Source organism: Trinickia acidisoli, assembly GCF_017315725.1.
Lineage (GTDB): Bacteria > Pseudomonadota > Gammaproteobacteria > Burkholderiales > Burkholderiaceae > Trinickia > Trinickia acidisoli.
The window spans coordinates 2,952,096-2,976,773 of sequence record NZ_JAFLRG010000001.1 but is presented as its reverse complement, the minus strand read 5'-3'; the positions used below and the strand labels follow the sequence as shown (position 1 = coordinate 2,976,773).

Sequence of the window (24,678 nt, the reverse complement as noted above, 5' to 3'; positions counted from 1 at the left end):
GAGCCGCGCCCGCCGCTCGGTCGCCTCGAACTCGTCAAGCAGGCCGCGCGCATGACGGCGCGTGATTGGCGCGCCGGCGAACTGACGATGCTCGTCGTCGCGCTCGTGCTGGCGGTCGCGGCGCTCGCCAGTGTCGGTTTTCTAGCCGACCGCTTGCAGCAAGGGCTCGAGCGGGACGCGCGGCGCATGATCGCCGCCGATTTCGTCGTGCGGGCCGATCATCCTGTCGATGCCCAGTTTTTCGACGAGGCGCATGCCCTCGGGCTGCACACGGCGACGACGGCCATTTTCCCGAGCATGGTGGCGCGCGTGACGGCGGGCGATGCCGGCAACCAGGGGCTGTCGAACGCTCGGCTGGCCGCGGTCAAGGCCGTATCGTCGGCGTATCCGTTGCGAGGCGCGCTGCGGATCGCCCCGGGAGCCGATGCGCCGGATCGCCGCGCCGACGGCATTCCGGCCAAAGGCACGGTCTGGGTCGACGCGGAACTGCTCGACACGCTGCACGTGAAAGTGGGCGACGCCGTGCAGCTCGGCGATCGCCGCTTCACGATCGGCGCTGTCATCACGCGCGAGCTCGATCGCGGCTTCGCGTTCATCAATTTTTCCCCCCGCGTCATGGTGCGCGCCGACGAGCTTGCGGCGACGGGGCTCATCGGCTATGGCAGCCGCGTGACCTACCGGCTGCTCGTGGCCGGTGACGACGCGGCCGTCGCGCGTTTCGCCGCGTTCGCGCACGCGCGCGTCGACGGCGGCAAGCTGCGCGGCGTCGCGCTCGAATCATTGAAGGACGGCCAGCCGCAAGTGCGCGAGACGCTCGATCGCGCCGGACACTTCCTGCGGCTCGTCGCGCTGCTCACGGCGTTGCTCGCGGCCGTTGCGATCGCGATGGCCGCGCATCGCTACACGCGGCGTCATCTCGACGGCTGTGCCGTCATGCGCTGTCTCGGGCTCGGCGCGCGCGAACTGCGCATGCTCGTCGTGCTCGAGTTCGCATTCGTCGGGCTGACCGGCGGCCTGCTCGGCGCCGCGCTCGGCTACGCGGGACACTTTGCGCTGCTCGCCTGGCTCGGCAGCTTGATCGCGGTTGCGCTGCCGCAGCCGAGTGTTCTGCCCGCGCTGGAGGGGATCGGCGCGGGGCTCGTGCTGCTGTTCGGTTTTGCGCTGCCGCCGTTGTTGCCGCTCACGCGCGTGCCGCCGCTGCGCGTGCTGCGCCGCGAGTGGAACGGCCAGCCGAGCGCGACCTGGTGGGCGTACGCGGTCGGCATTGCGCTGTTCGCGGCGCTGCTCGTGCTCGCGGCCGGCGAGCTCGAGCTGGGCGCGATCGTCGCCGGCGGTTTCGCGCTCGGCCTCGTCGCCTTCACGATCGTGGCGCGCGCGGCGCTCTGGCTCAGCGCGCGCGTTGCCCGCAGCGAGGGCGGGCGGCGCATCGCGGCGGCCGTCGGCTGGCGCTACGCATTGGCCTCGCTCGAGCGGCGCGGCTGGATCAGCGCCCTGCAGATCACGGCGCTGGCGATTGGGCTGATGTGTCTGCTGCTGATCGCGATGACACGCAACGATCTCGTGCAAGGGTGGCGGCAGTCGACGCCTCCTGACGCGCCCAACGAGTTCCTGATCGACATTCAGCCCGAAGAGCGTCAGGCGATCGTCGACTACCTGAGCGCGCATGCCGTCGCGGACGTGACGCTCGAGCCGATGGTGCGCGGGCGCCTCGTCTCGATCGACGGCAAGCGCGTCGTGCCGCAGTCGTACAAGAACGACGATGCCCGGCGGCTCGTCGATCGCGAGTTCAACCTGTCTTATCGGAGCACGCTGCCCGACGACAATCGCATTGCGGCCGGCACGTGGTATGGCGACACGAAGCGGCCCGAAATTTCGATCGAGGCGGGGCTGGCCAAGCTCATCGGGGTCAAGGTCGGGGACGTGCTGCGCTTCGACGTGACGGGGATTCCGGTCGAAGCGCCGATCACGAGCGTGCGCAAGCTCGATTGGGGGACGTTCAAGGTCAACTTCTTCGTGCTGATGCCGCCGGCGGCGCTCGAGGGCTTGCCGACGATGTTCATCACGAGCTTTCACCTTCCGGCCGCGCGCCATGCGGTGCTCGACGGCTTGATCGCGGCCCACCCGAACGTGACGGCGATCGACATGGCGCCGATCCTCGCTCAAGTGCAGCACGTGCTCGATCAGGTGATCAGCGCAGTGCAGTTCCTGTTTGCGTTCACGCTCGCGGCCGGCTTGCTCGTGCTGTACTCGGCGCTGGCCGGCACGCGCGATGAGCGCGTGCGAGAATCGGCGCTGTTGCGCTCGCTCGGTGCCTCGCACCGGCAGGTGCGCTCGGTGCATGCGGCCGAATTCGCCGTCGTTGGCGCGCTGGCAGGCGCGATGGGGGCGATTGGCGCGCAGGCGCTCGGCATCGTGCTTGCCACGCGCGTCTTCGATTTTCATCTCGACGTCGACCCGTGGCTGCTGCCGGTCGGCGTTGCCGCCGGCGTGGCGTGCGCGGGCGTCGGCGGTTGGCTGAGCCTGCGGCGCGTGCTGCGGCGCCCGGCCGCGCAATCGTTGCGCGATGCGTGAAGCGCCACGCGGTGTCCCGTCGTTCGCGCAAGATAGGCATGGTGCGCACGAGCGACGCATTTATTTTTCGATTTGCAAGACGTATCGATTGACCGTATGACCAATGATTTGACCGACGACTCGAACCCCGACTCGAACCCCGACTCGAACCACGACTCGAACCACGACGAAGCGCAGGCGAAGCAGCCGAGCGCATTCGACCTCGTAGGCGGCGAAGCGCGCGTGCGCGTGCTCGTCGACCGCTTCTACGATCTCATGGATCTCGAGCCTGAATTCGCGGGCCTGCGCGCGCTGCACCCGGCCGCGCTCGACGGCTCGCGCGACAAGCTGTTCTGGTTTCTTTGCGGCTGGCTCGGCGGCCCCGATCACTACGTCGAACGCTTCGGTCATCCGCGGCTGCGCGCGCGCCATTTGCCGTTCGCGATCGCATCGGATGAACGCGACCAATGGGTGCGCTGCATGGCATGGGCGATGGAAGACGTCGGGCTGCCGCAGGCTTTGCGCGAACGGCTCGTCGCGTCGTTTTTCGATACGGCCGACTGGATGCGCAACCGGCCCGGTTGATCGACCGGTACGGTGCTGCCGCGATTTCTTGCGGCACGCTCTGTTCGGGCCGATCGGACGGTTTCCATAATGACCGTTCGCTGCGCCGCATGGCGATTTCACGCGAAGCATCGGCCCGCCGCCGGTGCGGATCGACGAACGACGGCGCCGTACTCATGATCGACGAGGATTTCGCACGATGACGACGCAAGCCCTGTTCCGCGAAGATGCCTATCTCACCCGCTGCGACGCGACGCTCGCCGCCGTCATGCCCGAGGGCATTCTGCTCGACCGAACCGTGTTCTACCCGCTCGGCGGCGGCCAGGCCGGCGATACCGGCACGCTGACGCTGTCCGACGGCACGGCAATCGCGATCGCCGATACGCGCAAGGCAAAATTCGAAGGGGCGAGCCCCGACGATGCGCTGCATGTGCCGGCACCAGGCCAAGAGGCGCAGCTCGCGCGTTTGCACGAAGGCTTGGGCGTCGTGGCCGAAATCGATTGGGCGCGCCGCTACCGGCATATGCGGCTGCATACGGCGACGCACCTGCTCTGCGCCGTGCTGCCCTATGCCGTGGACGGTTGCAGCATCACGGCCGACTACGCGCGCATGGATCTCGTCACGAGCGAGCCGATCGAGCGCGAGCAGGTCGATGCGCGACTTACCGAACTCGTCGGCGGTGCGCACGGCGTCTTCACCGAATGGATCACCGACGAGGAAATGGCGGCGCGCCCCGAACTCGTGCGGACGATGAGCGTGAAGCCCCCCGCGGGCTTCGGGCGCGTGCGGCTGCTGCGAATCGAACAGGTCGATTTGCAGCCGTGCGGCGGCACGCACGTGCGCAACACGTCGGAGATCGGCGCGGTGCACATCGCGAAAATCGAAAAGAAGACGGCGCGAACGCGCCGTCTCGTATTGGAGTTGGGGTGATGCGATCGAACGACGCGCACGGTGCCGCAAGCGAGGGCCGGGGCAGCCGTGCGGAAAAGGACGGCGATCAGGCGGATGCCGGCGCCGAAGCCGACTACGCGACGCTCGATCCGAGCGCGCGGGCCGTCCTCGACTTTTGGTTCGGCGAACCGGGCACAGCGGCGTTCGGGCAGCCGTCCGAGCGTTGGTTCAAGGGAGACGAAGCGTTCGATGCCCTGATCCTCGAGCGTTTCGGCACGACGCTCGCGCAAGCGCGGCGAGGCGGGTGCGACGCTTGGCAGCGCACGCCGCTCGGCGCGCTCGCGCTCATCGTCGTGCTCGATCAGTTCTCGCGCAACACGTGCCGCGGCCGCCCCGAGGCGTTTGCCGGCGACGCCCAGGCGCTGGCAGTGGCCCGCCGGCTCGTCGAAAGCGGCGCCGATCGCGATTTGCCGTCGGCCGAGCACCGGGCGTTCGCGTATCTGCCGTTCGAGCATTGCGAGTCGCTCGCCGTTCAGCACGAATCGGTGCGGCTGTTCGAAGCGCTCGTGCGCGAGACGGGGGCAGCGGGGGAAGGCAACTATTTCGATTATGCGCGCCAGCATGCCGCCATTATCGAGCGATTCGGTCGCTTCCCTCATCGCAATAAGGCGCTCGGCCGCGTATCGACCGACGAGGAGCGCGCGTTTTTGCGCGAGCCCGGCTCCTCGTTCTGATCAGCGGCCGCCGCTCACGTCGAGTAGAGCGCCGTTCACGTACGAGGCTGCGTCGCTGAGGAGCCAAACGATGGCCTGCGCCACTTCCTCGGCACTGCCGGGTCGGCCGAGCGGCGTTTGGGCGCCGAGCGTAGCGGCGCGCTGCGGCTGGCCGCCGCTGGCATGGATGTCGGTCTCGATCAAGCCGGGGCGTACGGCGTTGACGCGCACGCCGCGCGGCGCGAGTTCTTTCGCCAAACCGATCGTCATCGTATCGACGGCGCCTTTCGAACCCGCGTAGTCGACGTATTCGTTCGGCGAGCCGAGCCGCGATGCCGCCGACGATACGTTGACGATCACGCCGCCGCGTCCACCACGATCGGTCGACATCCGCCGCGCCGCCTCGCGTGCGCAGAGATAGGCGCCAAGCACGTTGACGTCGAACATGCGCTTCAACCGTGCGACGTCCATTTCGGCAAGCGGCTGCGACGGCGCAACGATACCCGCGTTGTTCACCAGCGCATCGACGCTGCCGAAAGCGGTTTCGAGCTCATCGAACATGGCAACGACGGCCGTTTCTTCGGCGACGTCGCCAGGCAGCAGGACGGCGCGGCCACCGGCGCGTTCGACGTCGTCGGCCGTTTGTTGGGCCGCGGCGAGGTCGCGCACGTAGTTCACGCCGACGGCCGCGCCTTGCGCACCGAGCATGCAGGCCGTGGTGCGGCCGATTCCGCGGCCGGCGCCGGTGATGAGGACGACGCGGCGTTCGGCGTTCATCGGGCGTTTGGCGAAAGGATCGCGGGATGGCATGGGCACGTGGCGGGCACCGCCGTCATCGTCATTGTCGTCATGGCGCTCATACGACCTCCCGTTGCGTGGCCCATTTGTCGCGGCCGGGCGGGTGATAGCGGCGCAGCTTCTCGATGAGCGCGCGCGCATCGGCATCGATCTGGAGGATGTTCAGATAGGCTTGCTGCATGAAGCCTTCGCGCACCGTGTGCTCGAGCATCGCGACGAGCGGCGCGTAATAGCCGCCGATGTCGTACAGCCCGATTGCCTTCTTGTGATAGCCGAGCTGGGCCCAGGTGTAGACCTCGAACAGTTCCTCGAGCGTGCCGGCGCCGCCGGGCAGTGCGACGAACGCATCGGACAGGTCGGCCATCATGCGCTTGCGCTGATGCATGTCGGGCACGACGTGCAGCTCGGACAAGCCGCCGTGACCGACCTCCTTGTCGACGAGCAACTCGGGAATGACGCCGACGACGCGCCCGCCCGCCGCCAGCACTTCGTCGGCGATGACGCCCATGAGCCCGACGCGCCCGCCGCCGTACACGAGCGAGCAGCCCGCGTCGACGAGCGCGCGGCCGAACGTCTGCGCCGCTTGCGCATAAATAGGTTTGGCTCCGATCGACGAGCCGCAATAGACGCAGATCGATTTCATCTCAGTACGCACCGGGCAGCGAATGTCTGTGAGCGTGGGAGTGTTTCACCTCAGCCTCCCGTCGGACCGCCGTTCGGACGGCCGCCGGCATCGCGCGGAGGCAGGTAATCGTGGAATTCGCGCTTGGGCAGCTTGCCGGAGACGAGGTCGTCGAACAATTGCCGCGAGCGGCCGCGCAGGTACGGCGCCATCATGGAGATCACATGCACGCTCACTTGATGGAGCTCGTCGCGAATCGCGCCCTGATCGTTGTACTTGCGCGGATTCATGACGAACTGATACGAAAGCCAGTACGTGGCGGTCACGCCCATGTTCGTCGCGATCACTTGAATTTCCGCGGGCGAGGCAACCATTTCCTCGTCGGCGACGAGCAACTCGCACATCTCCTTCGCGAAGCGCACCTTGTGGCTGATGATCTGCTTGAAGTGCGTCTCGAGCGTGCGGTTGCGCGCAAGCAAATCGTTCAGGTCGCGATAGAGGAACCGATAGGTCCACATGAAATCGGCCATGTACTGCAAGTACGACCAGGTCTCGTCGATCGTCGGACGATGGTCTTCGGGAAACCGCAGCCGCTTCTCGATCGCTTGCTCGAACTGCGCAAAGATGCTGTTGATGATGTCGTCTTTGTTGCGGAAATGGTAGTAGAGATTGCCTGGGCTGATCTCCATTTCCTCCGCGATTGTCGTCGTGGTGACGTTCGGCTCGCCGATCTCGTTGAACAGCTTCAACGACAACTCGAGGATCCGTTCGCGGGTGCGGCGGGGAGTTTTGGCTTCCATGTCGTCCGGCCCTGTGCTGCCGGGCCCGCGCGGCGCTCGCGCGACGCTGCGGTGATGCGCCCGGCTAGGTTGGTATCTTTGGCACTGCGTCGGGCGATTATAAACCGGTCGTTCTGTTCCCCGAGATTTGAGATAGGGTTTTCTGGGCGCGCCGTACTATGCGCCGACCCAGCGTACGACGATCGGGCCGACGATGAGCGCCCAGGTGAGCACGCAGGTCGAGAGGGCGACGGTGACGGCTGCGCTGCCGAGGTCCTTCGCGCGACGCGACAATTCGTGGCGTTCGAGGGAGATGCGGTCGATTGCCGCTTCGACGCTCGAGTTCAAGAGTTCGACGATCAGCACGAGCAGCACCGAGCCGATCAACAGCACATGCGAGACCGCGTCGACGGGCACGAGCGCGCCGCACGGCACGAGGATGGCCGCGAGCGTGAGCTCCTGGCGGAACGCGCTTTCCTCTTGGATCGCGACGCGAAAGCCCGCGATCGAGTTCTTCAGCGCATGCCACGCCCGCGTGAAACCGCGGTTGCCCTTGTACGGATTGAACGGCAACGGCGCGAGCGGATCGTCGGTCGAGAGCGGCTCGTGCGTGACGCTCTCGTGTGAAGCGCTCTCGTGCATATCGAATTGCTCGGTTTGCTCGTCGTGCACTAGCGGCTCGTCGCGTTTCATGCGGTGGCGTTGGCCTCGCGCGTTGCCTCGCGCGTCAGCGGCTTCAGATGCGCGGCGAATTGCTCGGACGCGGCTTGCCACGAGAAGCGCTCGGCCCAGGCGCGGGCGTGCGCGCGGTCGATCTTGAGCGCGTCGAGGCAGGCCTCGCGCAAGTCCTCGTGCATCGCTCCGGCGTTACCGTTGCCGAGCACGTCGATGGGGCCCGTGACCGGGTAAGCCGCGACGGGCGTGCCGCACGCGAGCGCTTCGAGCAGGACGAGGCCGAAGGTGTCGGTGCGGCTCGGGAACACGAAGACGTCGGCGGCCGCGTACACCTTCGCGAGCTCGGCTTGGGTCAGCACGCCGAGGTAATTGGCTTCGGGATAACGCGATTTGAGTTCCGCGAGCGCGGGCCCTTCGCCGGCAACCCACTTCGAGCCCGGCAAATCAAGCTTCAGAAAGGCTTCGACGTTCTTTTCGATTGCCACGCGGCCGACATACAGAAAAATCGGCCGCACCGTGTTGAGCACCTTCGAGTCCATCGGATGGAAGATGTCGAGATCGACGCCGCGGGTCCACAGCACGACGTTGTCGAAGCCATGTTTCTCGAGGTCGCTCTTGACGACGGGCGTCGGCGCCATGACGGCGAGCGAGGGTCCGTGGAACCAGCGCAAGAAGCGGTAAGTGACCGAGGTCGGCATGCCGAAGCGCGCTTGTACGTACTCGGGAAAGCGCGTGTGGTAGGCCGTCGTGAACGGCAGGCCGCGGCGCAGCGCATAGGCGCGCGCGGCCATCCCGAGCGGCCCTTCGGTGGCGATATGCAGCGCGTCCGGTGCGAACTCCTCGATCCGGGCATGCACGCGACGGCGCGGCATCAGCGAGAGACGAATCTCGGGATAGGTCGGGCAGGGAATCGTACGGAATTCGAGCGGCGTCAGAAGCTCGACGCGATGACCGAGCGCCGTCAGCTCGCGCGTGGTGTTCTTCAGGGTGCGCACGACGCCGTTGACCTGCGGTTCCCAGGCGTCGGTGACGATCATGATTTTCATGCGGGCGGGTCCGGTTCTCGAAGCGGTTAGGCCGTGGCCTTGGATTTGCGCGGTTGAGCCTCCGGCGAGCGCATGACGGTCCAGTAGACCACCTCGAGCTCGCCGTCGAGCGTTTCGACGAGCGCCGACAGGCTTTCGACCCAGTCGCCGTCGTTGCAGTAGAGCAAGCCGTCGACGTCGCGGATTTCGGCTTTGTGGATGTGGCCGCAGACGACGCCGTCGCAGCCGCGCCGCCGCGCCTCGTCGACCATCACGTGCTCGAACGAGGAGATGAAGTTGACCGCGTTCTTGACCTGGTGCTTGAGGTACTGCGAGAGCGACCAATAGTGCAGGCCGAACCGGCTGCGGACGCGGTTGAACCAGCGGTTCAGGATCAGAATCGCGGTGTAGGCCGTATCGCCGAGATAGGCGAGCCACTTCGCATGCTGGATGACGCCGTCGAACAGATCGCCGTGCACGATCCACAGGCGCTTGCCCGCGAGCGTCGTATGAAATGCCTCGCCGCGCACGTGGATGTCGCCGAACGCGAGATCGCAGAATTGGCGTGCCGCCTCGTCGTGGTTGCCGGGGATGTAGACGACCTGCGTGCCCTTGCGTGCCTTGCGCAGAATCTTTTGCACGACGTCGTTGTGCGCCTGCGGCCAGTACCAGCCCTTCTTGAGCTGCCAGCCGTCGATGATGTCGCCGACGAGATAGAGATATTCCGACTCGTTGTGCCGCAGAAAGTCGAGCAGATACGGCGCTTGGCAGCCGCTCGAGCCGAGGTGGATGTCCGACAGCCAGATCGTGCGATAGCGCAGCGGGTCGCCGACGTCATCGTCGTGCCGGTGGCCCGACGCGTCGACGGCGGCGGAGCCGGGCCCAGGCGCGGGGTTGCCGGTGGGCAGGGCAGGCGCAAAGGGGACGCCGTCGACGCTTGCGTCGAGTTGCCTGAGGAGGGAAGTCGCGGACGTCGTGCGGTCCATGGCTTCTCGCGTCGAGTTGAACATGGCGCCCATTGCGCCATGCGCCCGTGACTGCCACATGACAGTCACGAGAAGTTCTTATTACGGTCCTCGTTGCGATTTATAAGGGCGCGATCAGCGCGTGTCAGCTCGGCTCGGCAGCGACGATGCGCGTGCCCGCGAGGCGGTCGTGCGGGAACTGGCGGGTGGGGTCGAGGCGGGCTGCCGCGGCCCAGAGGACGATCCAGACGGCGGTCACGCCGAGCGTGGCGGGTACGGATAGGTGCGCAAGCGGGTGCAGCGCGAGCGGCGGAAGGAACCAGAGCCAGGCGGCGACGTAGCGTGCGAGCGCGCGCAAAGCCGTCGGCGGCCGGCCCGTTTGCACGGCGACGAGCCGCAACTGCCATGTCTTCATCGGCAGCGTCTGTCCGCCGCGCGTCCAGCACCAGATGAAATACGCGCCGACGACGAGCGCGACCCAGGCCGTCAGCAGATTGTGGTGCGTGAGGCCGTTGCGCTGCTGCGTCAACGTGCCGAACAGGTAGCCTGCGATGAACACGACGCCGAACAGCAGCACGCCTTCGTAGACGAGCGCCGCGAGGCGGCGCCGGATCGTCGGCACCGGAGCGGCGGAGGGGGCCGGCGCTTCGGCAATGGGCGGCGTGCTCGGTGCTGGCGTGGACATTTTGACCTCAGTACGCGCCGGGTCGTCCCAAGCGCATCGAGTGCCCTCGCGGCCGACAGCGAACGAAGCGAGCATGGGGGTGGTTCTGGGGGCGGCTCATTACGCGCCGCGGAAGATGGACGGCGCGTCCGACGGCGACATCGGCGTCGGCGGCACCGGCACGGTCGAATTGACGGCGCCGGAGGCCGGCGCGGCGCCCGAGGCCGAGCTGGCAGCGGCTGCCGGGGCGGAGGCCGAGCCGCTCGCGGCGAGCGGCGGATTGACGAGGCGGTTCAGCCCGCGAATTTCACTGCGTTCGCCCGACGGCGGTGCGCTGACGATGGTCGGCCGGCGCTTGCGCCCGATGGCCGCGAGTTTCGCCTTTTGCTCGGGCGAGAGTTCTTGATAGGCCTGCCAAGCCTTTTTGCGGGCCTGCGGCGGCAATGCTTTCGACACCTGATAATTTTCGCGCGCGACGCGTCGCTGTTCAGGTGTCATGCGCGCCCATTCGCTCATCCGCTCATGCAGCCGTTTCTGTGCTTCCGGCGACATCTTCGCGAAACGGGCTGCGATCTTGAGCCAATTTCGTTTGCGTTCGTCGCTGAACGTGTTCCACTCCGAGGCGAACGGCGCCAGAGCCGTATGCTGCGCCGCGGAGAGGTGCGCCCACGACATCGGATTGTTGTCGGCGGCGAGCGGCGGAAATACGGCGAGCGGCGCCGGCGATGGCGACGCGACGCCTTGCGCGCCGACCGCTTGATGCGCGGGCGCCCCTTCGAAGAATCGAGGATAGGTAGCGGCGAACGCGACCGCTACGGCGATCGCGCACCCGAACACAACGGCCAAGCCGCGCTTGTAGCTCACCCCGTTACTCTCCGCTTGCCTTAGCGCGTCCGCGACAAATACGCATTGAAACCGTGGTCGAGATAGGCGTTGAGCGGCAAATCGTCGCTGAGCATGGCCGCATCGATGTCGGCGAGTTCGGTGGCTCGTTGCAGGTTTTCCCAATAGGCGATGAACGCGACGCCGCCGATCAGCGCGACGACGGGCCACACGCGCAGCAGGCGCCCAAGCGGCGAGAGCCGGCGTGACTTGCCGGGCCGCGGCGCATCGAGCGTCGCGCCGGCGTGCGCGAGCACCGGCACGAAAGCGGGCACGGCAACGGTTTCGGGCTTCTTGCGCGCGAGGGCGAGGCGACGCGCGCCGGCGAGCCGGTCGAGCGCGGCGGCGGGTAGATCGGCTGCACTTTCGTCGAGCGCCCGGCGGATCTTGCCCGCGAACTCGAATTCTTTGGTATCCGGAGCGGAGCTCATAGCGTAATTCCTTTGGCCTTGAGCGCGACTGCCAGCGTGTGCGTCGCTCGGGAGCAGTGCGTCTTCACGCTGCCCTCGGAGCAGCCCATCGCGGCGGCGGTTTCGGCGACATCCATATCTTCCCAATAACGCATGAGAAACGCCTCCCGTTGACGCGCCGGCAACTTTTGGATTTCTGCGTCGATCAGGGCAAGCACCTGATTGCGCTCGAGTTGTTGCTCGCTGCTTTGGCCGGCGCTCGAACTCTCATCGGCTTCGATCGTTTCCAGCGGGTCGAATTCCTCATCATCGCCGCTGCCGAGCGACGAGAACAAGCTGACCCACGTATTGCGCACTTTCTGGCGACGAAAGTAGTCGTGCGTCACATTCTGCAAGATACGCTGAAACAGGAGCGGAAGCTCGGCGGGCGAACGATCGCCATACTTTTCGGCGAGCTTGATCATCGCGTCCTGGACGATGTCGAGGGCGGCATCGTCATCGCGCACGGCGTAGACGGTCTGCTTGAACGCGCGCCTTTCGACGCCCGCCAGAAAATCGGCGAGTTCCTTGTCTGATGCCATCCGAGGGGGGCGGCGCGAAATTTCGGCGCGCGCCGTAATCGATTGAAAAATGTCGTAAAACTCGCGGATGCTAGCAAATTTTCGAGATGCTGGGGATGGCAAACGCCTCGATTGGCGCAGGATGCGTTGTTTTTGCGCGCAAATCGGCGGATTCCCGGGAGGGAGGGCGTGGTGCGGCGCAGAATTTTTGCTTGACCTGCATGCACGCAACCGATAAGGTTTCCGGTTCGCGACATAAGTGATTTGTCTCTTTTTGGGCGGGCCCATGAAGCTCGCCTGTCAAAATGGACGCGCCGCTTGAACCCGAGCCATAAGCCCGGTAGAGAGCACCCGATCAATTTTTTGCCGAAAATTCGAAAGGTTGAATGATGAACATGCCCAGCGCGGAATTCTCCACGTCGGATACCACCCCTTCCCACGAGGCCGGCTCGATCGGCGCCACCGTGCTCATGCGCGCACTGGCCGACGAAGGCGTCGAGGTGCTCTGGGGCTATCCCGGCGGCGCGGTACTGTATATCTACGACGAACTCTACAAGCAGGACAAAGTCCAGCATGTGCTCGTGCGCCACGAGCAGGCGGCTGTGCACGCAGCCGACGCCTACTCGCGTTCGACGGGCAAAGTCGGTGTTTGTCTCGTGACGTCCGGCCCGGGCGTGACCAATGCCGTCACCGGCATCGCCACGGCGTACATGGATTCCATCCCGATGGTGATCATCAGCGGACAGGTACCGACGGCCGCGATCGGCCAGGATGCCTTCCAAGAGTGCGATACCGTCGGCATCACGCGCCCCTGCGTGAAGCACAACTTCCTCGTGAAGGACGTGCGCGAACTGGCCGCAACGGTCAAGAAGGCTTTCTTCATCGCGCGCACGGGGCGTCCGGGCCCGGTGCTGATCGACATCCCGAAAGACATTTCCAAGACGCCGTGCCAGTACGAGCCCGTCAAGAACGTGACGCTGCGCTCGTATAACCCCGTCACGAAAGGCCATTCGGGCCAGATCCGCAAAGCCGTCTCGCTGCTGCTGTCGGCCAAGCGCCCGTACATCTACACGGGCGGCGGCATCATTCTCGCCGATGCCTCACGCGAGTTGAATCAGTTCGCCGATCTGCTCGGCTATCCCGTCACGAGCACGTTGATGGGCCTCGGCGGCTATCGCGCGAGCGATAGGAAGTTCCTCGGCATGCTCGGCATGCACGGCACGTACGAAGCCAACATGGCGATGCAGAACTGCGACGTGCTGATCGCCATTGGCGCGCGCTTCGACGATCGCGTGATCGGCGATCCGCAGCATTTCTCGTCGCGTCCGCGCAAGATCGTCCACATCGACATCGATCCGTCGTCGATCAGCAAGCGCGTGAAGGTCGACATTCCGATCGTCGGCGACGTCAAAGAAGTGCTCAAGGAACTGATCGAGCAGCTTCAGCACGCCGAGCATGGCCCGGATACCGAAGCGCTGGGCCAATGGTGGAAAGAGATCGAAGACTGGCGCGCGAAGAATTGCCTCAAGTACGACCGCAAGAGCGAGATCATCAAGCCGCAGTACGTCATCGAGAAGCTCTGGGAGCTCACCGACGGCAACGCATACGTCTGCTCCGACGTCGGCCAGCACCAGATGTGGGCCGCGCAGTTCTACCGCTTCGACAAGCCGCGCCGCTGGATCAATTCGGGCGGCCTCGGCACGATGGGCTTCGGCCTGCCGGCGGCAATGGGCGTGAAGATGGCGCACCCCGATTCCGAGGTCGTCTGCATCACGGGCGAAGGCTCGATCCAGATGTGCATCCAGGAACTGTCCACCTGCAAGCAGTACGACACGCCCGTCAAGATCATCTCGCTGAACAACCGCTATCTGGGCATGGTGCGCCAGTGGCAGCAGATCGAATACAGCAAGCGCTACTCCCATTCCTATATGGACGCGCTGCCCGACTTCGTGAAGCTCGCCGAAGCGTACGGCCACGTCGGCATCCGAGTTGAAAAGACGTCCGAAGTCGAGCCGGCGCTGAAGGAGGCGCTGCGTTTGAAGGATCGCACCGTATTTCTCGATTTCCAGACCGATCCGACCGAAAACGTCTGGCCGATGGTTCAAGCCGGCAAGGGCATCACCGAGATGCTGCTCGGCTCGGAAGACCTCTAAAGACGAAGAACGGGCGGCGGCCGCTCGCTCGCGCACGCGTCCTCACGAAGGGCGCATCGAAGCGCGACGAAGCGGGCCGGCGCCGTTGGCAATCGACATCTGGATAAACGGGAAAGCAACATGAGACATATCATCTCCGTCTTGCTGGAGAACGAACCGGGCGCGCTCTCGCGCGTGGTCGGTCTGTTTTCGGCTCGCGGCTACAACATCGAAACCTTGACGGTGGCGCCGACGGAAGACCACTCGCTGTCGCGCCTGACCATCGTCTCCATTGGCTCGGACGACGTGATCGAACAGATCACGAAGCACTTGAACCGCCTGATCGAGGTGGTGAAGGTGGTCGACTTGACCGAAGGCGCCCACATCGAGCGCGAGCTGATGCTGATCAAGGTGCGGGCCGTCGGCAAGGAACGTGAAGAAATGAAACGGATGGCGGATATTTTCCGCGGTCGTATCATCGACGTGACCGAAAAAACCTACACGATCGAGCTGACGGGGGCAAGCGACAAGCTCGACGCTTTCATCGAAGCGCTCGACGCCGCGGTGATTCTCGAAACGGTCCGTACGGGCAGCTCGGGCATCGGGCGCGGCGAGCGGATCTTGAAGGTCTGAGGCTAGGCCCAAGCAAGCGATCGGCGCTCGCCGCAAGGCGGGCGATTTTGACGAATTTGACGAATACGATTTAACGCGAAGGAATCGACATGAAAGTTTTCTACGATAAAGACGCCGACCTGTCCCTCATCAAAGGCAAGGACATCACGATCATCGGCTATGGCTCGCAAGGCCATGCTCACGCGCTGAACCTGAAGGACAGCGGCGTGCGCGTGACGGTCGGCTTGCGCAAGGACGGCGCGTCGTGGAAGAAGGCCGAAGGCGCTGGCCTGACGGTCAAGGAAGTGGCGCAAGCCGTGAAGGGCGCCGACGTCGTCATGATGCTGTTGCCCGACGAGCAGATCGCCGAGGTCTACAAGAGCGAAGTGCACGCGAACATCAAGGAAGGCGCGGCGCTCGCATTTGCGCACGGCTTCAACGTTCACTACGGCCAAGTGATTCCGCGCGCCGATCTGGACGTCATCATGATCGCGCCGAAGGCGCCGGGCCACACCGTGCGCGGCACCTACTCGCAAGGCGGCGGCGTGCCGCACCTGATCGCCGTGGCGCAAGACAAGTCGGGCGCGGCGCGCGACATCGCGCTGTCGTACGCGGCGGCCAACGGCGGCGGCCGTGCCGGCATCATCGAGACGAACTTTCGCGAAGAAACCGAAACGGACCTCTTCGGCGAACAGGCCGTGCTGTGCGGCGGTACCGTCGAACTCATCAAGGCCGGTTTCGAAACGCTCGTGGAAGCGGGCTATGCCCCGGAAATGGCTTACTTCGAATGCCTGCACGAGCTCAAGCTCATCGTGGATCTGATCTACGAAGGCGGCATCGCGAACATGAACTACTCGATCTCGAACAACGCCGAGTACGGCGAGTACGTCACGGGCCCGCGCGTCGTGACGGAAGAGACGAAGAAGGTCATGAAGGACGTCCTCAAGGACATCCAGACGGGCGAATACGCGAAGAGCTTCATTCTGGAAAACCGCGCCGGCGCGCCGACGCTGCAATCGCGCCGCCGCTTGATGGCCGAGCATCAGATCGAGCAAGTCGGCGGCAAGTTGCGCGCGATGATGCCTTGGATCGCCAAGAACAAGCTCGTCGACCAGTCGAAGAACTAAGCCACGCTCGCGCGTCGCGCGAGGCCGGCCGGTGCGGGGGAAAGGGCGCCCGCGCCTTGTCGTGCGGTGTGATGCCGCAACCGGCAGCCGAGAATCGACCCTTCCAAGCCGTCCCGTGCGTCTCGTGCGGGACGGCTTTTGCTATCCTAGTGGTTTTACAAAAAGTTCGAAACAATCCATGAGTTACCCACATCCGATCATCGCGCGAGAAGGCTGGCCGTTTATCGCGATTGCCGCCGTCGTCGCGCTGTTGATCCATGCGGTCGCGGGGTTCGGTTTTGCCTGGCCGTTCTGGCTGCTCCTGATCTTCGTCGTGCAGTTCTTTCGCGATCCGCAGCGTACGATTCCGACTCAGGCGAACGCCGTGCTGTGTCCGGCCGATGGCCGCATCGTCGCCGTCGAAACCACGCGTGACCCCTACGCCGATCGCGAGGCGCTCAAGATCAGCGTGTTCATGAACGTCTTTAACGTGCACTCGCAGCGCTCGCCCGTCGACGGCGCGATCACGAAGGTCGAATACTTCCCGGGCGCCTATCTGAACGCCGCTGTCGATAAGGCGTCGCTCGAGAACGAGCGCAACGCGATCGTGATTCAGACGGCGAGCGACCACACGGTCACGTCGGTGCAGATCGCCGGCCTCATCGCGCGGCGCATTCTCTGCTACGTACGCGCCGGCGAGCCGCTCTCGCGCGGCCAGCGCTACGGCTTCATCCGCTTCGGCTCGCGCGTCGACGTCTATTTGCCGCTCGGCAGTCGCGCGAAGGTGTCGATCGGCGAAAAGGTCTTCGCCTCGTCAACGATACTCGCCGAGCTTTGAAGCGGCGGCAGGAGGGTTCGATGGCCGCATTCAAACCGCGTCGCCCGCGCACCGGCACGACGCCGATGCCGCGCCCGTTTCGGCGTAATCCGTTCCGGCGCAACAAGACGCTCGGCGCCGATTCGACGCCGGCGGAGAGCCGGCGCGCCGCGCGCCAGCAGTTTCTGCGCACGCGCGGCATCTATTTGTTGCCGAACGCTTTTACCACGGCGGCGCTGTTTTGCGGGTTTTTCGCCGTCGTGCAGGCGATGAACGTGCGCTTCGAGATTGCGGCGATCGCGATTTTCGTGGCGATGGTGCTCGACGGCATGGACGGGCGCGTCGCGCGCATGACCCACACGCAAAGCGCGTTCGGCGAGCAGTTCGATAGCTTGTCCGACATGGTGTCGTTCGGCGTGGCGCCCGCGCTCGTCATGTACGAATGGGTGCTCAAGGATCTCGGGCGCTGGGGGTGGCTCGCCGCCTTCGTCTACTGCTCGGGCGCGGCGTTGCGGCTCGCACGCTTCAACGCGAACATCGGCGTCGTCGACAAGCGCTTTTTCCAAGGCTTGCCGAGCCCGGCCGCGGCCGCGCTGATCGCGGGCTTCGTCTGGCTCGCAACCGACAACCGAGTGCCGCTCAAGCTCGTCTGGCTGCCTTGGGTCGCGTTCGCGCTGACCGTCTACGCGGGCGTGACGATGGTGTCGAACGCGCCGTTCTATAGCGGCAAGGCGCTCGACGTGCGGCATCGGGTGCCGTTCGCGGCGATCCTGCTCGTGGTCGTCGCGTTCGTGCTCGTGTCGTCGGACCCGCCGCTGATGCTGTTCGGCTTGTTCGTGCTTTACGGGCTCTCCGGGTACGCGTTCTGGGGCTACACGGCCGCGCGCGGTCGCGACAACCCCGCCCGCTCGATCCCGCACAGCCGCTGAGATGGCCGTATTGGGTACGGTGTCGATTCCGGAAGGGGCATCGTCCCCGGGTCGGCGCTGCTGCCTGGCCGGCGCGCGGCCGATTGCGCGATTTCTGGAATGCCGCTATAGTCGGCGACATGTCGATTTTGACCTTCCCCCGCCTATCCCCCCTCGCCGGTGCGCCGCTACGCGCGCTAGCGCTAGCGCGCCTGCCGCGCTGATCGTTTTCGCCCCCGTCTGCCTCGTTCGTTGTTCGGCGTCGCCTGCGGTGGCGAACACCCGAATTCCGTTTTTCGTATCGCTACCCGAACTCCGAAAGCAAACGTCCCCTGGAGACATGACATGGCAGACAAGCTGATTATTTTCGACACGACGTTGCGTGACGGCGAGCAGTCGCCCGGCGCGTCGATGACGAAGGAAGAGAAGATCCGCATCGCGAAGCAGCTCGAGCGGATGAAGGTCGACATCATCGAGGCCGGTTTCGCGGCCAGTTCGAACGGCGACTTCGACGCCATCAATACGATTGCAGCGCTGATCAAGGACAGCACGGTCTGCTCGCTCGCGCGCGCGAACGACAAGGACATCCAGCGGGCCGCCGACGCGCTCGCGCCAGCCGATCACTTCCGCATCCATACGTTCATCGCGACGTCTCCGTTGCACATGGAGAAGAAGCTGCGCATGACGCCGGAGCAGGTCTACGAGCAGGCGCGCTTGGCCGTGCGCTTCGCGCGCAAGTTCACGGACGACGTGGAGTTCTCGCCCGAGGACGGCAGCCGCTCGGACATGGACTTCCTCTGCCGCGTGCTCGAAGCGGTCATCGACGAAGGCGCGACGACGATCAACATCGCCGATACGGTCGGCTACGGGGTGCCGGAACTCTACGGCCACCTCGTCAAGACGTTGCGCGAGCGCATCCCGAACTCCGACAAGGCCGTCTTCTCCGTGCATTGCCACAACGATCTCGGCATGGCGGTCGCGAACTCGCTGGCCGGCGTGAAGATCGGCGGCGCGCGCCAAGTCGAATGCACGATCAACGGTCTGGGCGAGCGCGCGGGCAATACCGCCCTCGAAGAGATCGTGATGTCGGTGAAAACGCGCAAAGATTACTTCGGGCTCGACGTCGGCATCGACACGACGCAGATCGTGCCGGCATCGAAGCTCGTGTCGCAAATCACTGGCTTCGTGGTTCAGCCGAACAAGGCCGTCGTCGGTGCGAACGCGTTCGCGCACGCGTCGGGCATCCACCAGGACGGCGTGCTCAAGGCGCGCGACACTTACGAGATCATGCGCGCCGAAGACGTGGGTTGGTCGGCCAACAAGATCGTCCTCGGCAAGCTGTCGGGCCGCAACGCGTTCAAGCAGCGTCTGCAAGAGCTCGGCATCGCGCTCGAGAGCGAAACCGAGCTGAACCAGGCATTTGCGCGCTTCAAGGAGCTCGCCGACCGCAAGGCGGAGATCTTCGACGAGGACATCATCGCGATCGTCTCCGAAGAGTCGGCCGCGGCGCAGGCGCGCGAGCACTACAAGTTCGTCTCGCTGGCGCAGCATTCGGAAACGGGCGAGCGCCCGCACGCGCGCGTCGTGTTCTCGGTGGACGGCAAGGAGACGGTGGGCGAAGCGCGCGGCAACGGGCCCGTCGATGCGACGCTCAACGCGATCGAAGGCGAAGTCGGCAGCGGCTCGGAGCTGTTGCTCTACTCCGTCAACGCGATTACGACAGGCACCCAGGCGCAGGGCGAAGTGACGGTGCGCCTGTCCAAGAGCGGACGCATCGTGAACGGCGTCGGCACCGACCCCGACATCGTCGCGGCTTCGGCGAAAGCTTACATCTCTGCGCTGAACAAGCTCTCCGCGAACGTCGACAAGGTCAACGCGCAAGGCGTTTGAACGGACGCGGACGACGCGTCGGCCGCGTCGGAAAACCCTCGTTCGGCTTCGGCCGGCGAGGGTTTTTCGTTTTTATTGCGCGGGTGCACGAAAGCACAAAACCGCGGGATGCCCGCGGCGGGCACTGGCGCGGCCTCAGAACGGCCGATCGCGCTCCGGTTCGTGCAGCGGGTCCGGTGTCTTTTGCGTGAGCCGCAGGATGCCTTGAGGATCGAAGTAGAAGTTATAGAGCTGATACCAGACGTTGTCTTCCTGATAGCGATACGTCCACACCTGGCGCTTCATCAACGGAAAATACGACGTCTCGACGGGACGGCCGAAGTTGACGAGCACGTCCTTTTTCGTCCATGTGCCGATCTGCGCCTTGTAGAACTCGCTGGGCTGCAGGACTTGGCGCACGGTCACGACCTTGCCGGACGCGTCGATGTCGGCCGCTGTCGTGACTTCGCCCATCGGTTGGGTCGGCCACATGAGCCGCTTGCCGCCGTCGGGCAGATCGTAGCTTTCGCGCGGCGGCCCGAGGCGCGCGACGAGCGCCGACTGATCCTCGCCGGGCGTGAAGCGCTGCCACGGCTGCGCGCATCCGGCGAGCGCGAACGCTGCGGCGCAGGCCAGTGCGACGGAAAGACGCTTGGACATGAATTCCTCCGATGACTTCCACGAGCGGCGTTTTATCACGAGCTCGCCTTCTTTGGACAGAGGAAGTGCCCAAAGATTTGCGCACGGGCGTAGCGCAAGGGCGTAGCGCTCGACCGTGCCGCCGCTTGCGGGCGGACACGCTTGCGGCCTATGATCCGCGCACTTCGAATATTGCAAGGAAACGAGCGATGATGGGTAAATGGACGAAATGGGCGGCGATTGCCGGTGCGGTATGCGTGCTGGCAGCGCCGATGGCGGGCGCGAGCGAGCAGTCGGCGCGTGCGTCGGCTGCCCCGATCCGGCTGGCGCTGATCGAAGGTATGTCGGGGCCCTTTGCAGACGCGGGCGCGGCGGTCGAGCGCAACGTGCGGTTCGCGATCGAGCGGGTCAATGCGCGCGGCGGTGTGAAGCTACCGGACGGCGCGCATCCGCTCGAGCTCGTCGTGCTCGACAGCCAAGGCAGCGTCGAGCAGGCGCTCGTTCAATTGCGCGCCGCGGCGGATCGCCACATTCCGTTCGTGCTGCAGGGCAACGGCTCGGCCGTCGCGGCGGCGCTCATTGCGGCGATCGACAAGCAAAACGCGCGCGATCCCGACAACCGCGAGCTGTTTCTGAACTACTCGGCCGACGACCCCGCGCTGACCGGAGCGTCGTGCAGCTTTTGGCATTTCCGTTTCGACGCCCATGCCGGCATGCGGATGAACGCGCTGGCCGACGTGATCGCGCGCGACCAATCGGTCAAGCGCGTGTATCTGCTCAACCAGGACTACAGCTTCGGACATGATGTGAGCACGCTCGCGCGGGCCTCGCTCGCGGCGCGGCGGCCCGACATCGCGATCGTCGGCGACGAGTTCCATCCGATCGGCCGAGTCAAGGATTTCACGCCCTATATCGCCAAGTTGCGCGCGAGCGGCGCCGATGCCGTCGTCACGGGCAACTGGGGGGACGATCTGGCGCTGCTCGTGAAGGCCGCGCGTGAGCAGGGCTTTACCGGCAAGTTCTATACGTTCTACGGCAACAGCCTCGACGCGCCGGCCGCGATCGGCGACGCGGGTGTGGGGCGCGTGCTGGCCGTTGCCGACTGGCACCCGAACGCGGGCACGGCCACGCCTGCCGACAAGCGTTTGCCGCGGGCGAACGCGGCGGCCTCGGACGCCTATTACGCGGCGTTTCGCGCGCGCTTTCCGGCCGCGCACGACGACTACGCGCTGGCTCGTATCGACGTGATGATCGAGATGCTGGCCGATGCGGTCGCGCAGGCGCACGGTATCGACGCCGCCGCCGTCGCGCATGCGCTCGAAGGGATGAAATACGACAACGGCTTCGATCGAGCGTGGATGCGTGCCGACGACCATCAGTTGATCCAACCCCTTTATGTGATCGAAATGGAGAAGACGGGCACGCCGGGCGTGCGTTTCGACAACGAAGGTTCGGGCTTCGGCTTTCGCACCGTGCTGGCATTGCCGCCCGAGCGCACCGAAACGCCGAGTGAATGCCGCATGAAGCGCCCGTAGGGGGAGTGGAAGACCCAAGCGCGGCGGCGAGCCGGCAGGCCGCGCCGCCGCTTACGGTTGTGCTACAATGCGCCCTTCGTCGTAACCCACGGCACGGCCTTTCTTCCGTGACCGCTTGTTTGCTTTAAAGGAAATCAAATGTCTGTTGCTGATATCAAGAAGTCCGACATCGTCGCGCAATTCGCACGCGGCACGAACGACACGGGCTCGCCCGAAGTCCAAGTTGCGTTGCTTACGACGCGTATCAACGAGCTGACCTCGCACTTCAAGTCGCATTCGAAGGATCACCACAGCCGCCGCGGTCTGCTGCGCATGGTGAGCCGTCGTCGCAAGCTGCTCGATTACCTGAAGGGCAAGGATGCCGATCGTTACCGTTCGCTGATCGAAAAGCTGGGTCTGCGCAAGTAACCGGCCTCCGTCGCTTTATGCAAGATGCCTGTGTCAGTGCGCTGATGCAGGCATTTTGTTTTTGTCGACTGCACTTGGCGTTTTGATACCTGGTGTGGTCGTTCCACGCAAAGCTGAACGGCACGCACCGTGCGTGCACGTGACTTAAAAGCCAGGCGCGCAATGTCTCGCGCGTTTCGGGCTGCATGACAGCAGCCGGTAAAGGCGGGTAGAGCTTTGTGTCATTCCAGCGCGGCGCCTATGCCGCGATCGCCGAGCGCGGCGCTGGAATGGCATAACACTCCTCTTCCCGTAGGTGTGCCGGCTGTCGGCGCCGTCAGGCGATGCTTCGCGCATCGAGGCGGCGAACCCAAATAGATGAGAAGAGAGAAGGAGTGACTCATGTCCATGTTCAATAAAGTCGTCAAAGAATTCAAATGGGGACAGCATAACGTTCGTCTCGAAACGGGCGAAATCGCCCGCCAGGCGTCGGGTGCCGTCCTCGTCGACGTGGAAGACACCGTCGTGCTCGCGACCGTCGTCGGCGCGAAGACTGCCAAGCCCGGTCAAGACTTTTTCCCGTTGACCGTCGATTACATCGAAAAAACCTATTCGGCCGGCAAGATTCCGGGCGGCTTTTTCCGTCGCGAGGGCCGTCCCTCGGAGCACGAGACGCTGACGTCGCGCCTGATCGACCGTCCGCTGCGCCCGCTCTTTCCCGAAGGCTATTACAACGAAGTCCAAGTCGTCATTCACGTGCTGTCGATCAACCCGGAAGTGCCGGCCGATATCGCCGCGCTGATCGGCGCGTCGGCTGCGCTCGCCGTGTCGGGCCTGCCGTTCAACGGCCCCGTCGGCGCTGCCCGCGTCGGCTACATCAACAACGAATACGTATTGAACCCCACGCGCAGCCAGCAGAAGGAATCGAGCCTGGATCTCGTGGTCGCCGGTACCGAGCGCGCCGTGTTGATGGTCGAGTCGGAAGCCGATCAGTTGCCCGAGGACGTGATGCTCGGCGCGGTGGTGTTCGGCCATGAGCAGATGCAAACGGCGATCGACGCGATTCACGAACTCGTGCGCGAAGGCGGCAAGCCCGAATGGGATTGGCAGCCGGCGCCGAAGGACGAAGCGCTGATCGCACGCGTGACCGAGATCGCGCACGGCGAACTCGTTGCCGCCTACCAACTGCGCAACAAGCAGCAGCGTTCGGCGAAGCTCAAGGAAGTTTACGCCGCAACGAACGCCAAGCTCGACGAAGCGGCCGTGGCTGCAGGCCAGTCGCCCGCTGACAAAACGGCCGTTGGCAACATCCTGTTCGACATCGAAGCGAAGATCGTTCGCAGCCAGATTCTGAACGGCGAGCCGCGCATCGATGGCCGCGACACGCGCACGGTGCGTCCGATCGAAATCCGCACGGGCGCGTTGCCGCGTACGCACGGCTCGGCGCTGTTCACGCGCGGCGAGACGCAAGCGCTCGTCGTGGCGACGCTCGGCACGAAGGGCGACGAGCAGATCATCGACGCGCTCGAAGGCGAATACCGTGAGCGCTTCATGCTCCACTACAACATGCCGCCGTTCGCGACGGGCGAAACGGGCCGCGTCGGCACGCCCAAGCGCCGCGAAATCGGCCACGGGCGTCTGGCCAAGCGCGCACTCGTCGCGTGCTTGCCGAGCGCCGAAGAGTTCGGCTACTCGATCCGCGTCGTATCGGAAATCACCGAATCGAACGGCTCGTCGTCGATGGCTTCGGTCTGCGGCGGCTGCCTCGCGCTGATGGATGCGGGCGTGCCGATGAAGGCGCACGTTGCGGGCATCGCGATGGGCCTCATCCTCGACGGCAACAAGTTCGCCGTGCTGACCGACATCCTCGGCGACGAAGACCACCTCGGCGACATGGACTTCAAGGTGGCCGGTACGGCCGACGGCGTAACGGCGCTGCAGATGGACATCAAGATCCAAGGGATCACGAAGGAAATCATGCAGGTCGCGCTCGCGCAAGCGAAGGAAGGCCGCATGCACATCCTCGGCAAGATGAAGGATGCCGTGGCCGGTGCCAACACGGAGCTGTCGGAGTTCGCGCCGCGCATGATCACGGTCAAGATCAATCCGGAGAAGATCCGCGACGTGATCGGCAAGGGCGGCTCGGTGATCCGCGCGTTGACCGAAGAAACGGGCACGACGATCGACATCTCCGACGACGGCGTCGTGACGATCGCGAGCACGAGCAGCGAAGGGATGGCCGAAGCCAAGCGCCGTATTGAAAACATCACGGCCGAAATCGAAGTCGGTCAAGTCTACGAAGGCACCGTGCTCAAGCTGCTCGAGTTCGGCGCGATCGTGAACATTTTGCCGGGCAAGGATGGGTTGCTGCACATCTCCGAGATCGCGAACGAGCGCATCAAGGACATCAAGGACTACCTCAGCGACGGTCAGCATGTGAAGGTCAAGGTCATCCAAACGGATGAAAAGGGCCGTGTGCGCTTGTCGGCGAAGGCGCTGCTGAACGAAGGCGGCGCGGGTGCCGCGCAACCGGATCAGGCGCCGCAGCAGTAACGCGTCGCTATCTGCGAAAAC

23 protein-coding genes and 1 pseudogene are annotated in these 24,678 nt (G+C 64.9%); 13 read left to right on the top strand and 11 right to left on the bottom strand.

The features are described 5' to 3' along the window. Nucleotides 1–51: 51 nt before the first annotated feature. The 4 genes from J3485_RS13560 (at nucleotide 52) to J3485_RS13545 (ending at nucleotide 4,740) form a co-directional block, all read left to right on the top strand. Nucleotides 52–2,571 (top strand): ABC transporter permease, encoded by a 2,520-nt coding sequence (locus tag J3485_RS13560; protein WP_206955806.1) that lies wholly within the window; start codon nucleotides 52–54, stop codon nucleotides 2,569–2,571. A gap of 96 nt (nucleotides 2,572–2,667) precedes the next feature. Continuing rightward, nucleotides 2,668–3,135: a group II truncated hemoglobin gene (locus J3485_RS13555; RefSeq protein WP_206953104.1), complete on the top strand. Its 468-nt coding sequence runs from the start codon at nucleotides 2,668–2,670 to the stop codon at nucleotides 3,133–3,135. Nucleotides 3,136–3,313: 178 nt separating this feature from the next. Then, nucleotides 3,314–4,045: an alanyl-tRNA editing protein gene (locus J3485_RS13550; protein ID WP_206953102.1), complete on the top strand. Its 732-nt coding sequence runs from the start codon at nucleotides 3,314–3,316 to the stop codon at nucleotides 4,043–4,045. Next, complete coding sequence (locus J3485_RS13545; RefSeq protein WP_206953100.1) at nucleotides 4,045–4,740, top strand: DUF924 family protein; 696 nt, start codon at nucleotides 4,045–4,047, stop codon at nucleotides 4,738–4,740. The genes J3485_RS13550 and J3485_RS13545 overlap by 1 nt, the downstream gene beginning before the upstream one ends. Here the strand turns inward: J3485_RS13545 and J3485_RS13540 are convergent, their stop codons facing one another. The 10 genes and pseudogenes from J3485_RS13540 to J3485_RS13495 form a co-directional block, all read right to left on the bottom strand. Beyond that, on the bottom strand, nucleotides 4,741–5,496 hold the full coding sequence (locus tag J3485_RS13540; protein ID WP_206953098.1) for an SDR family oxidoreductase: 756 nt from the start codon (nucleotides 5,494–5,496) through the stop codon (nucleotides 4,741–4,743). Nucleotides 5,497–5,575: 79 nt separating this feature from the next. Further along, nucleotides 5,576–6,160, bottom strand: a complete 585-nt coding sequence (locus tag J3485_RS13535) for an LOG family protein (RefSeq protein WP_206953096.1) — start codon at nucleotides 6,158–6,160, stop codon at nucleotides 5,576–5,578. 50 nt (nucleotides 6,161–6,210) lie between these two features. Continuing rightward, nucleotides 6,211–6,939 (bottom strand): TetR/AcrR family transcriptional regulator, encoded by a 729-nt coding sequence (locus tag J3485_RS13530; protein ID WP_206953094.1) that lies wholly within the window; start codon nucleotides 6,937–6,939, stop codon nucleotides 6,211–6,213. A 156-nt stretch (nucleotides 6,940–7,095) separates the two neighbouring features. Beyond that, nucleotides 7,096–7,611: a diacylglycerol kinase gene (locus J3485_RS13525; protein ID WP_206953092.1), complete on the bottom strand. Its 516-nt coding sequence runs from the start codon at nucleotides 7,609–7,611 to the stop codon at nucleotides 7,096–7,098. After that, nucleotides 7,608–8,639, bottom strand: a complete 1,032-nt coding sequence (locus J3485_RS13520; protein ID WP_206953090.1) for a glycosyltransferase family 4 protein — start codon at nucleotides 8,637–8,639, stop codon at nucleotides 7,608–7,610. Before J3485_RS13520 ends, J3485_RS13525 begins: the two co-directional genes overlap by 4 nt. Before the next feature lie 26 nt (nucleotides 8,640–8,665). Then, a pseudogene (locus J3485_RS13515) lies at nucleotides 8,666–9,442 on the bottom strand (UDP-2,3-diacylglucosamine diphosphatase); the annotation flags it as partial. A 286-nt stretch (nucleotides 9,443–9,728) separates the two neighbouring features. Then, entirely contained in the window at nucleotides 9,729–10,268 is a 540-nt protein-coding gene (locus J3485_RS13510) for an RDD family protein (protein WP_242538564.1), read from the bottom strand. 99 nt (nucleotides 10,269–10,367) lie between these two features. Further along, the gene (locus J3485_RS13505; protein ID WP_206953086.1) at nucleotides 10,368–11,111 is read right to left on the bottom strand and encodes a DUF3106 domain-containing protein; all 744 of its coding nucleotides are present in this window, start codon (nucleotides 11,109–11,111) and stop codon (nucleotides 10,368–10,370) included. Nucleotides 11,112–11,131: 20 nt separating this feature from the next. Further along, nucleotides 11,132–11,560, bottom strand: a complete 429-nt coding sequence (locus J3485_RS13500; RefSeq protein WP_206953084.1) for a DUF3619 family protein — start codon at nucleotides 11,558–11,560, stop codon at nucleotides 11,132–11,134. Continuing rightward, complete coding sequence (locus tag J3485_RS13495) at nucleotides 11,557–12,120, bottom strand: RNA polymerase sigma factor (protein ID WP_206955804.1); 564 nt, start codon at nucleotides 12,118–12,120, stop codon at nucleotides 11,557–11,559. The genes J3485_RS13500 and J3485_RS13495 overlap by 4 nt, the downstream gene beginning before the upstream one ends. Before the next feature lie 368 nt (nucleotides 12,121–12,488). On the opposite strand from J3485_RS13495, the gene J3485_RS13490 reads away from it, so the two are divergent. The 6 genes from J3485_RS13490 (at nucleotide 12,489) to J3485_RS13465 (ending at nucleotide 19,564) form a co-directional block, all read left to right on the top strand. Beyond that, nucleotides 12,489–14,252: an acetolactate synthase 3 catalytic subunit gene (locus tag J3485_RS13490; protein WP_206955803.1), complete on the top strand. Its 1,764-nt coding sequence runs from the start codon at nucleotides 12,489–12,491 to the stop codon at nucleotides 14,250–14,252. Between the two features lie 120 nt (nucleotides 14,253–14,372). Further along, a complete protein-coding gene (gene ilvN, locus J3485_RS13485; RefSeq protein ID WP_102611725.1) occupies nucleotides 14,373–14,864 on the top strand; it encodes an acetolactate synthase small subunit in 492 nt (163 codons plus the stop codon). 89 nt (nucleotides 14,865–14,953) lie between these two features. Beyond that, nucleotides 14,954–15,970, top strand: a complete 1,017-nt coding sequence (gene ilvC / locus J3485_RS13480) for a ketol-acid reductoisomerase (protein WP_206953082.1) — start codon at nucleotides 14,954–14,956, stop codon at nucleotides 15,968–15,970. 178 nt (nucleotides 15,971–16,148) lie between these two features. Then, nucleotides 16,149–16,787, top strand: a complete 639-nt coding sequence (locus J3485_RS13475) for a phosphatidylserine decarboxylase (protein WP_206953080.1) — start codon at nucleotides 16,149–16,151, stop codon at nucleotides 16,785–16,787. A 20-nt stretch (nucleotides 16,788–16,807) separates the two neighbouring features. Beyond that, on the top strand, nucleotides 16,808–17,695 hold the full coding sequence (pssA, locus tag J3485_RS13470; RefSeq protein ID WP_206953079.1) for a CDP-diacylglycerol--serine O-phosphatidyltransferase: 888 nt from the start codon (nucleotides 16,808–16,810) through the stop codon (nucleotides 17,693–17,695). A 324-nt stretch (nucleotides 17,696–18,019) separates the two neighbouring features. Beyond that, the gene (locus J3485_RS13465) at nucleotides 18,020–19,564 is read left to right on the top strand and encodes a 2-isopropylmalate synthase (RefSeq protein WP_206953077.1); all 1,545 of its coding nucleotides are present in this window, start codon (nucleotides 18,020–18,022) and stop codon (nucleotides 19,562–19,564) included. A 135-nt stretch (nucleotides 19,565–19,699) separates the two neighbouring features. On the opposite strand, the gene J3485_RS13460 is transcribed toward J3485_RS13465, so the two are convergent. Beyond that, nucleotides 19,700–20,203, bottom strand: a complete 504-nt coding sequence (locus J3485_RS13460) for a hypothetical protein (RefSeq protein WP_206953075.1) — start codon at nucleotides 20,201–20,203, stop codon at nucleotides 19,700–19,702. A gap of 188 nt (nucleotides 20,204–20,391) precedes the next feature. On the opposite strand from J3485_RS13460, the gene J3485_RS13455 reads away from it, so the two are divergent. The 3 genes from J3485_RS13455 (at nucleotide 20,392) to pnp (ending at nucleotide 24,657) form a co-directional block, all read left to right on the top strand. After that, entirely contained in the window at nucleotides 20,392–21,717 is a 1,326-nt protein-coding gene (locus J3485_RS13455) for a branched-chain amino acid ABC transporter substrate-binding protein (RefSeq protein WP_206953073.1), read from the top strand. Nucleotides 21,718–21,855: 138 nt separating this feature from the next. Beyond that, a complete protein-coding gene (gene rpsO, locus J3485_RS13450; protein ID WP_206953072.1) occupies nucleotides 21,856–22,125 on the top strand; it encodes a 30S ribosomal protein S15 in 270 nt (89 codons plus the stop codon). Between the two features lie 381 nt (nucleotides 22,126–22,506). Beyond that, nucleotides 22,507–24,657: a polyribonucleotide nucleotidyltransferase gene (gene pnp / locus J3485_RS13445; protein WP_206953070.1), complete on the top strand. Its 2,151-nt coding sequence runs from the start codon at nucleotides 22,507–22,509 to the stop codon at nucleotides 24,655–24,657. Nucleotides 24,658–24,678 lie beyond the last annotated feature (21 nt).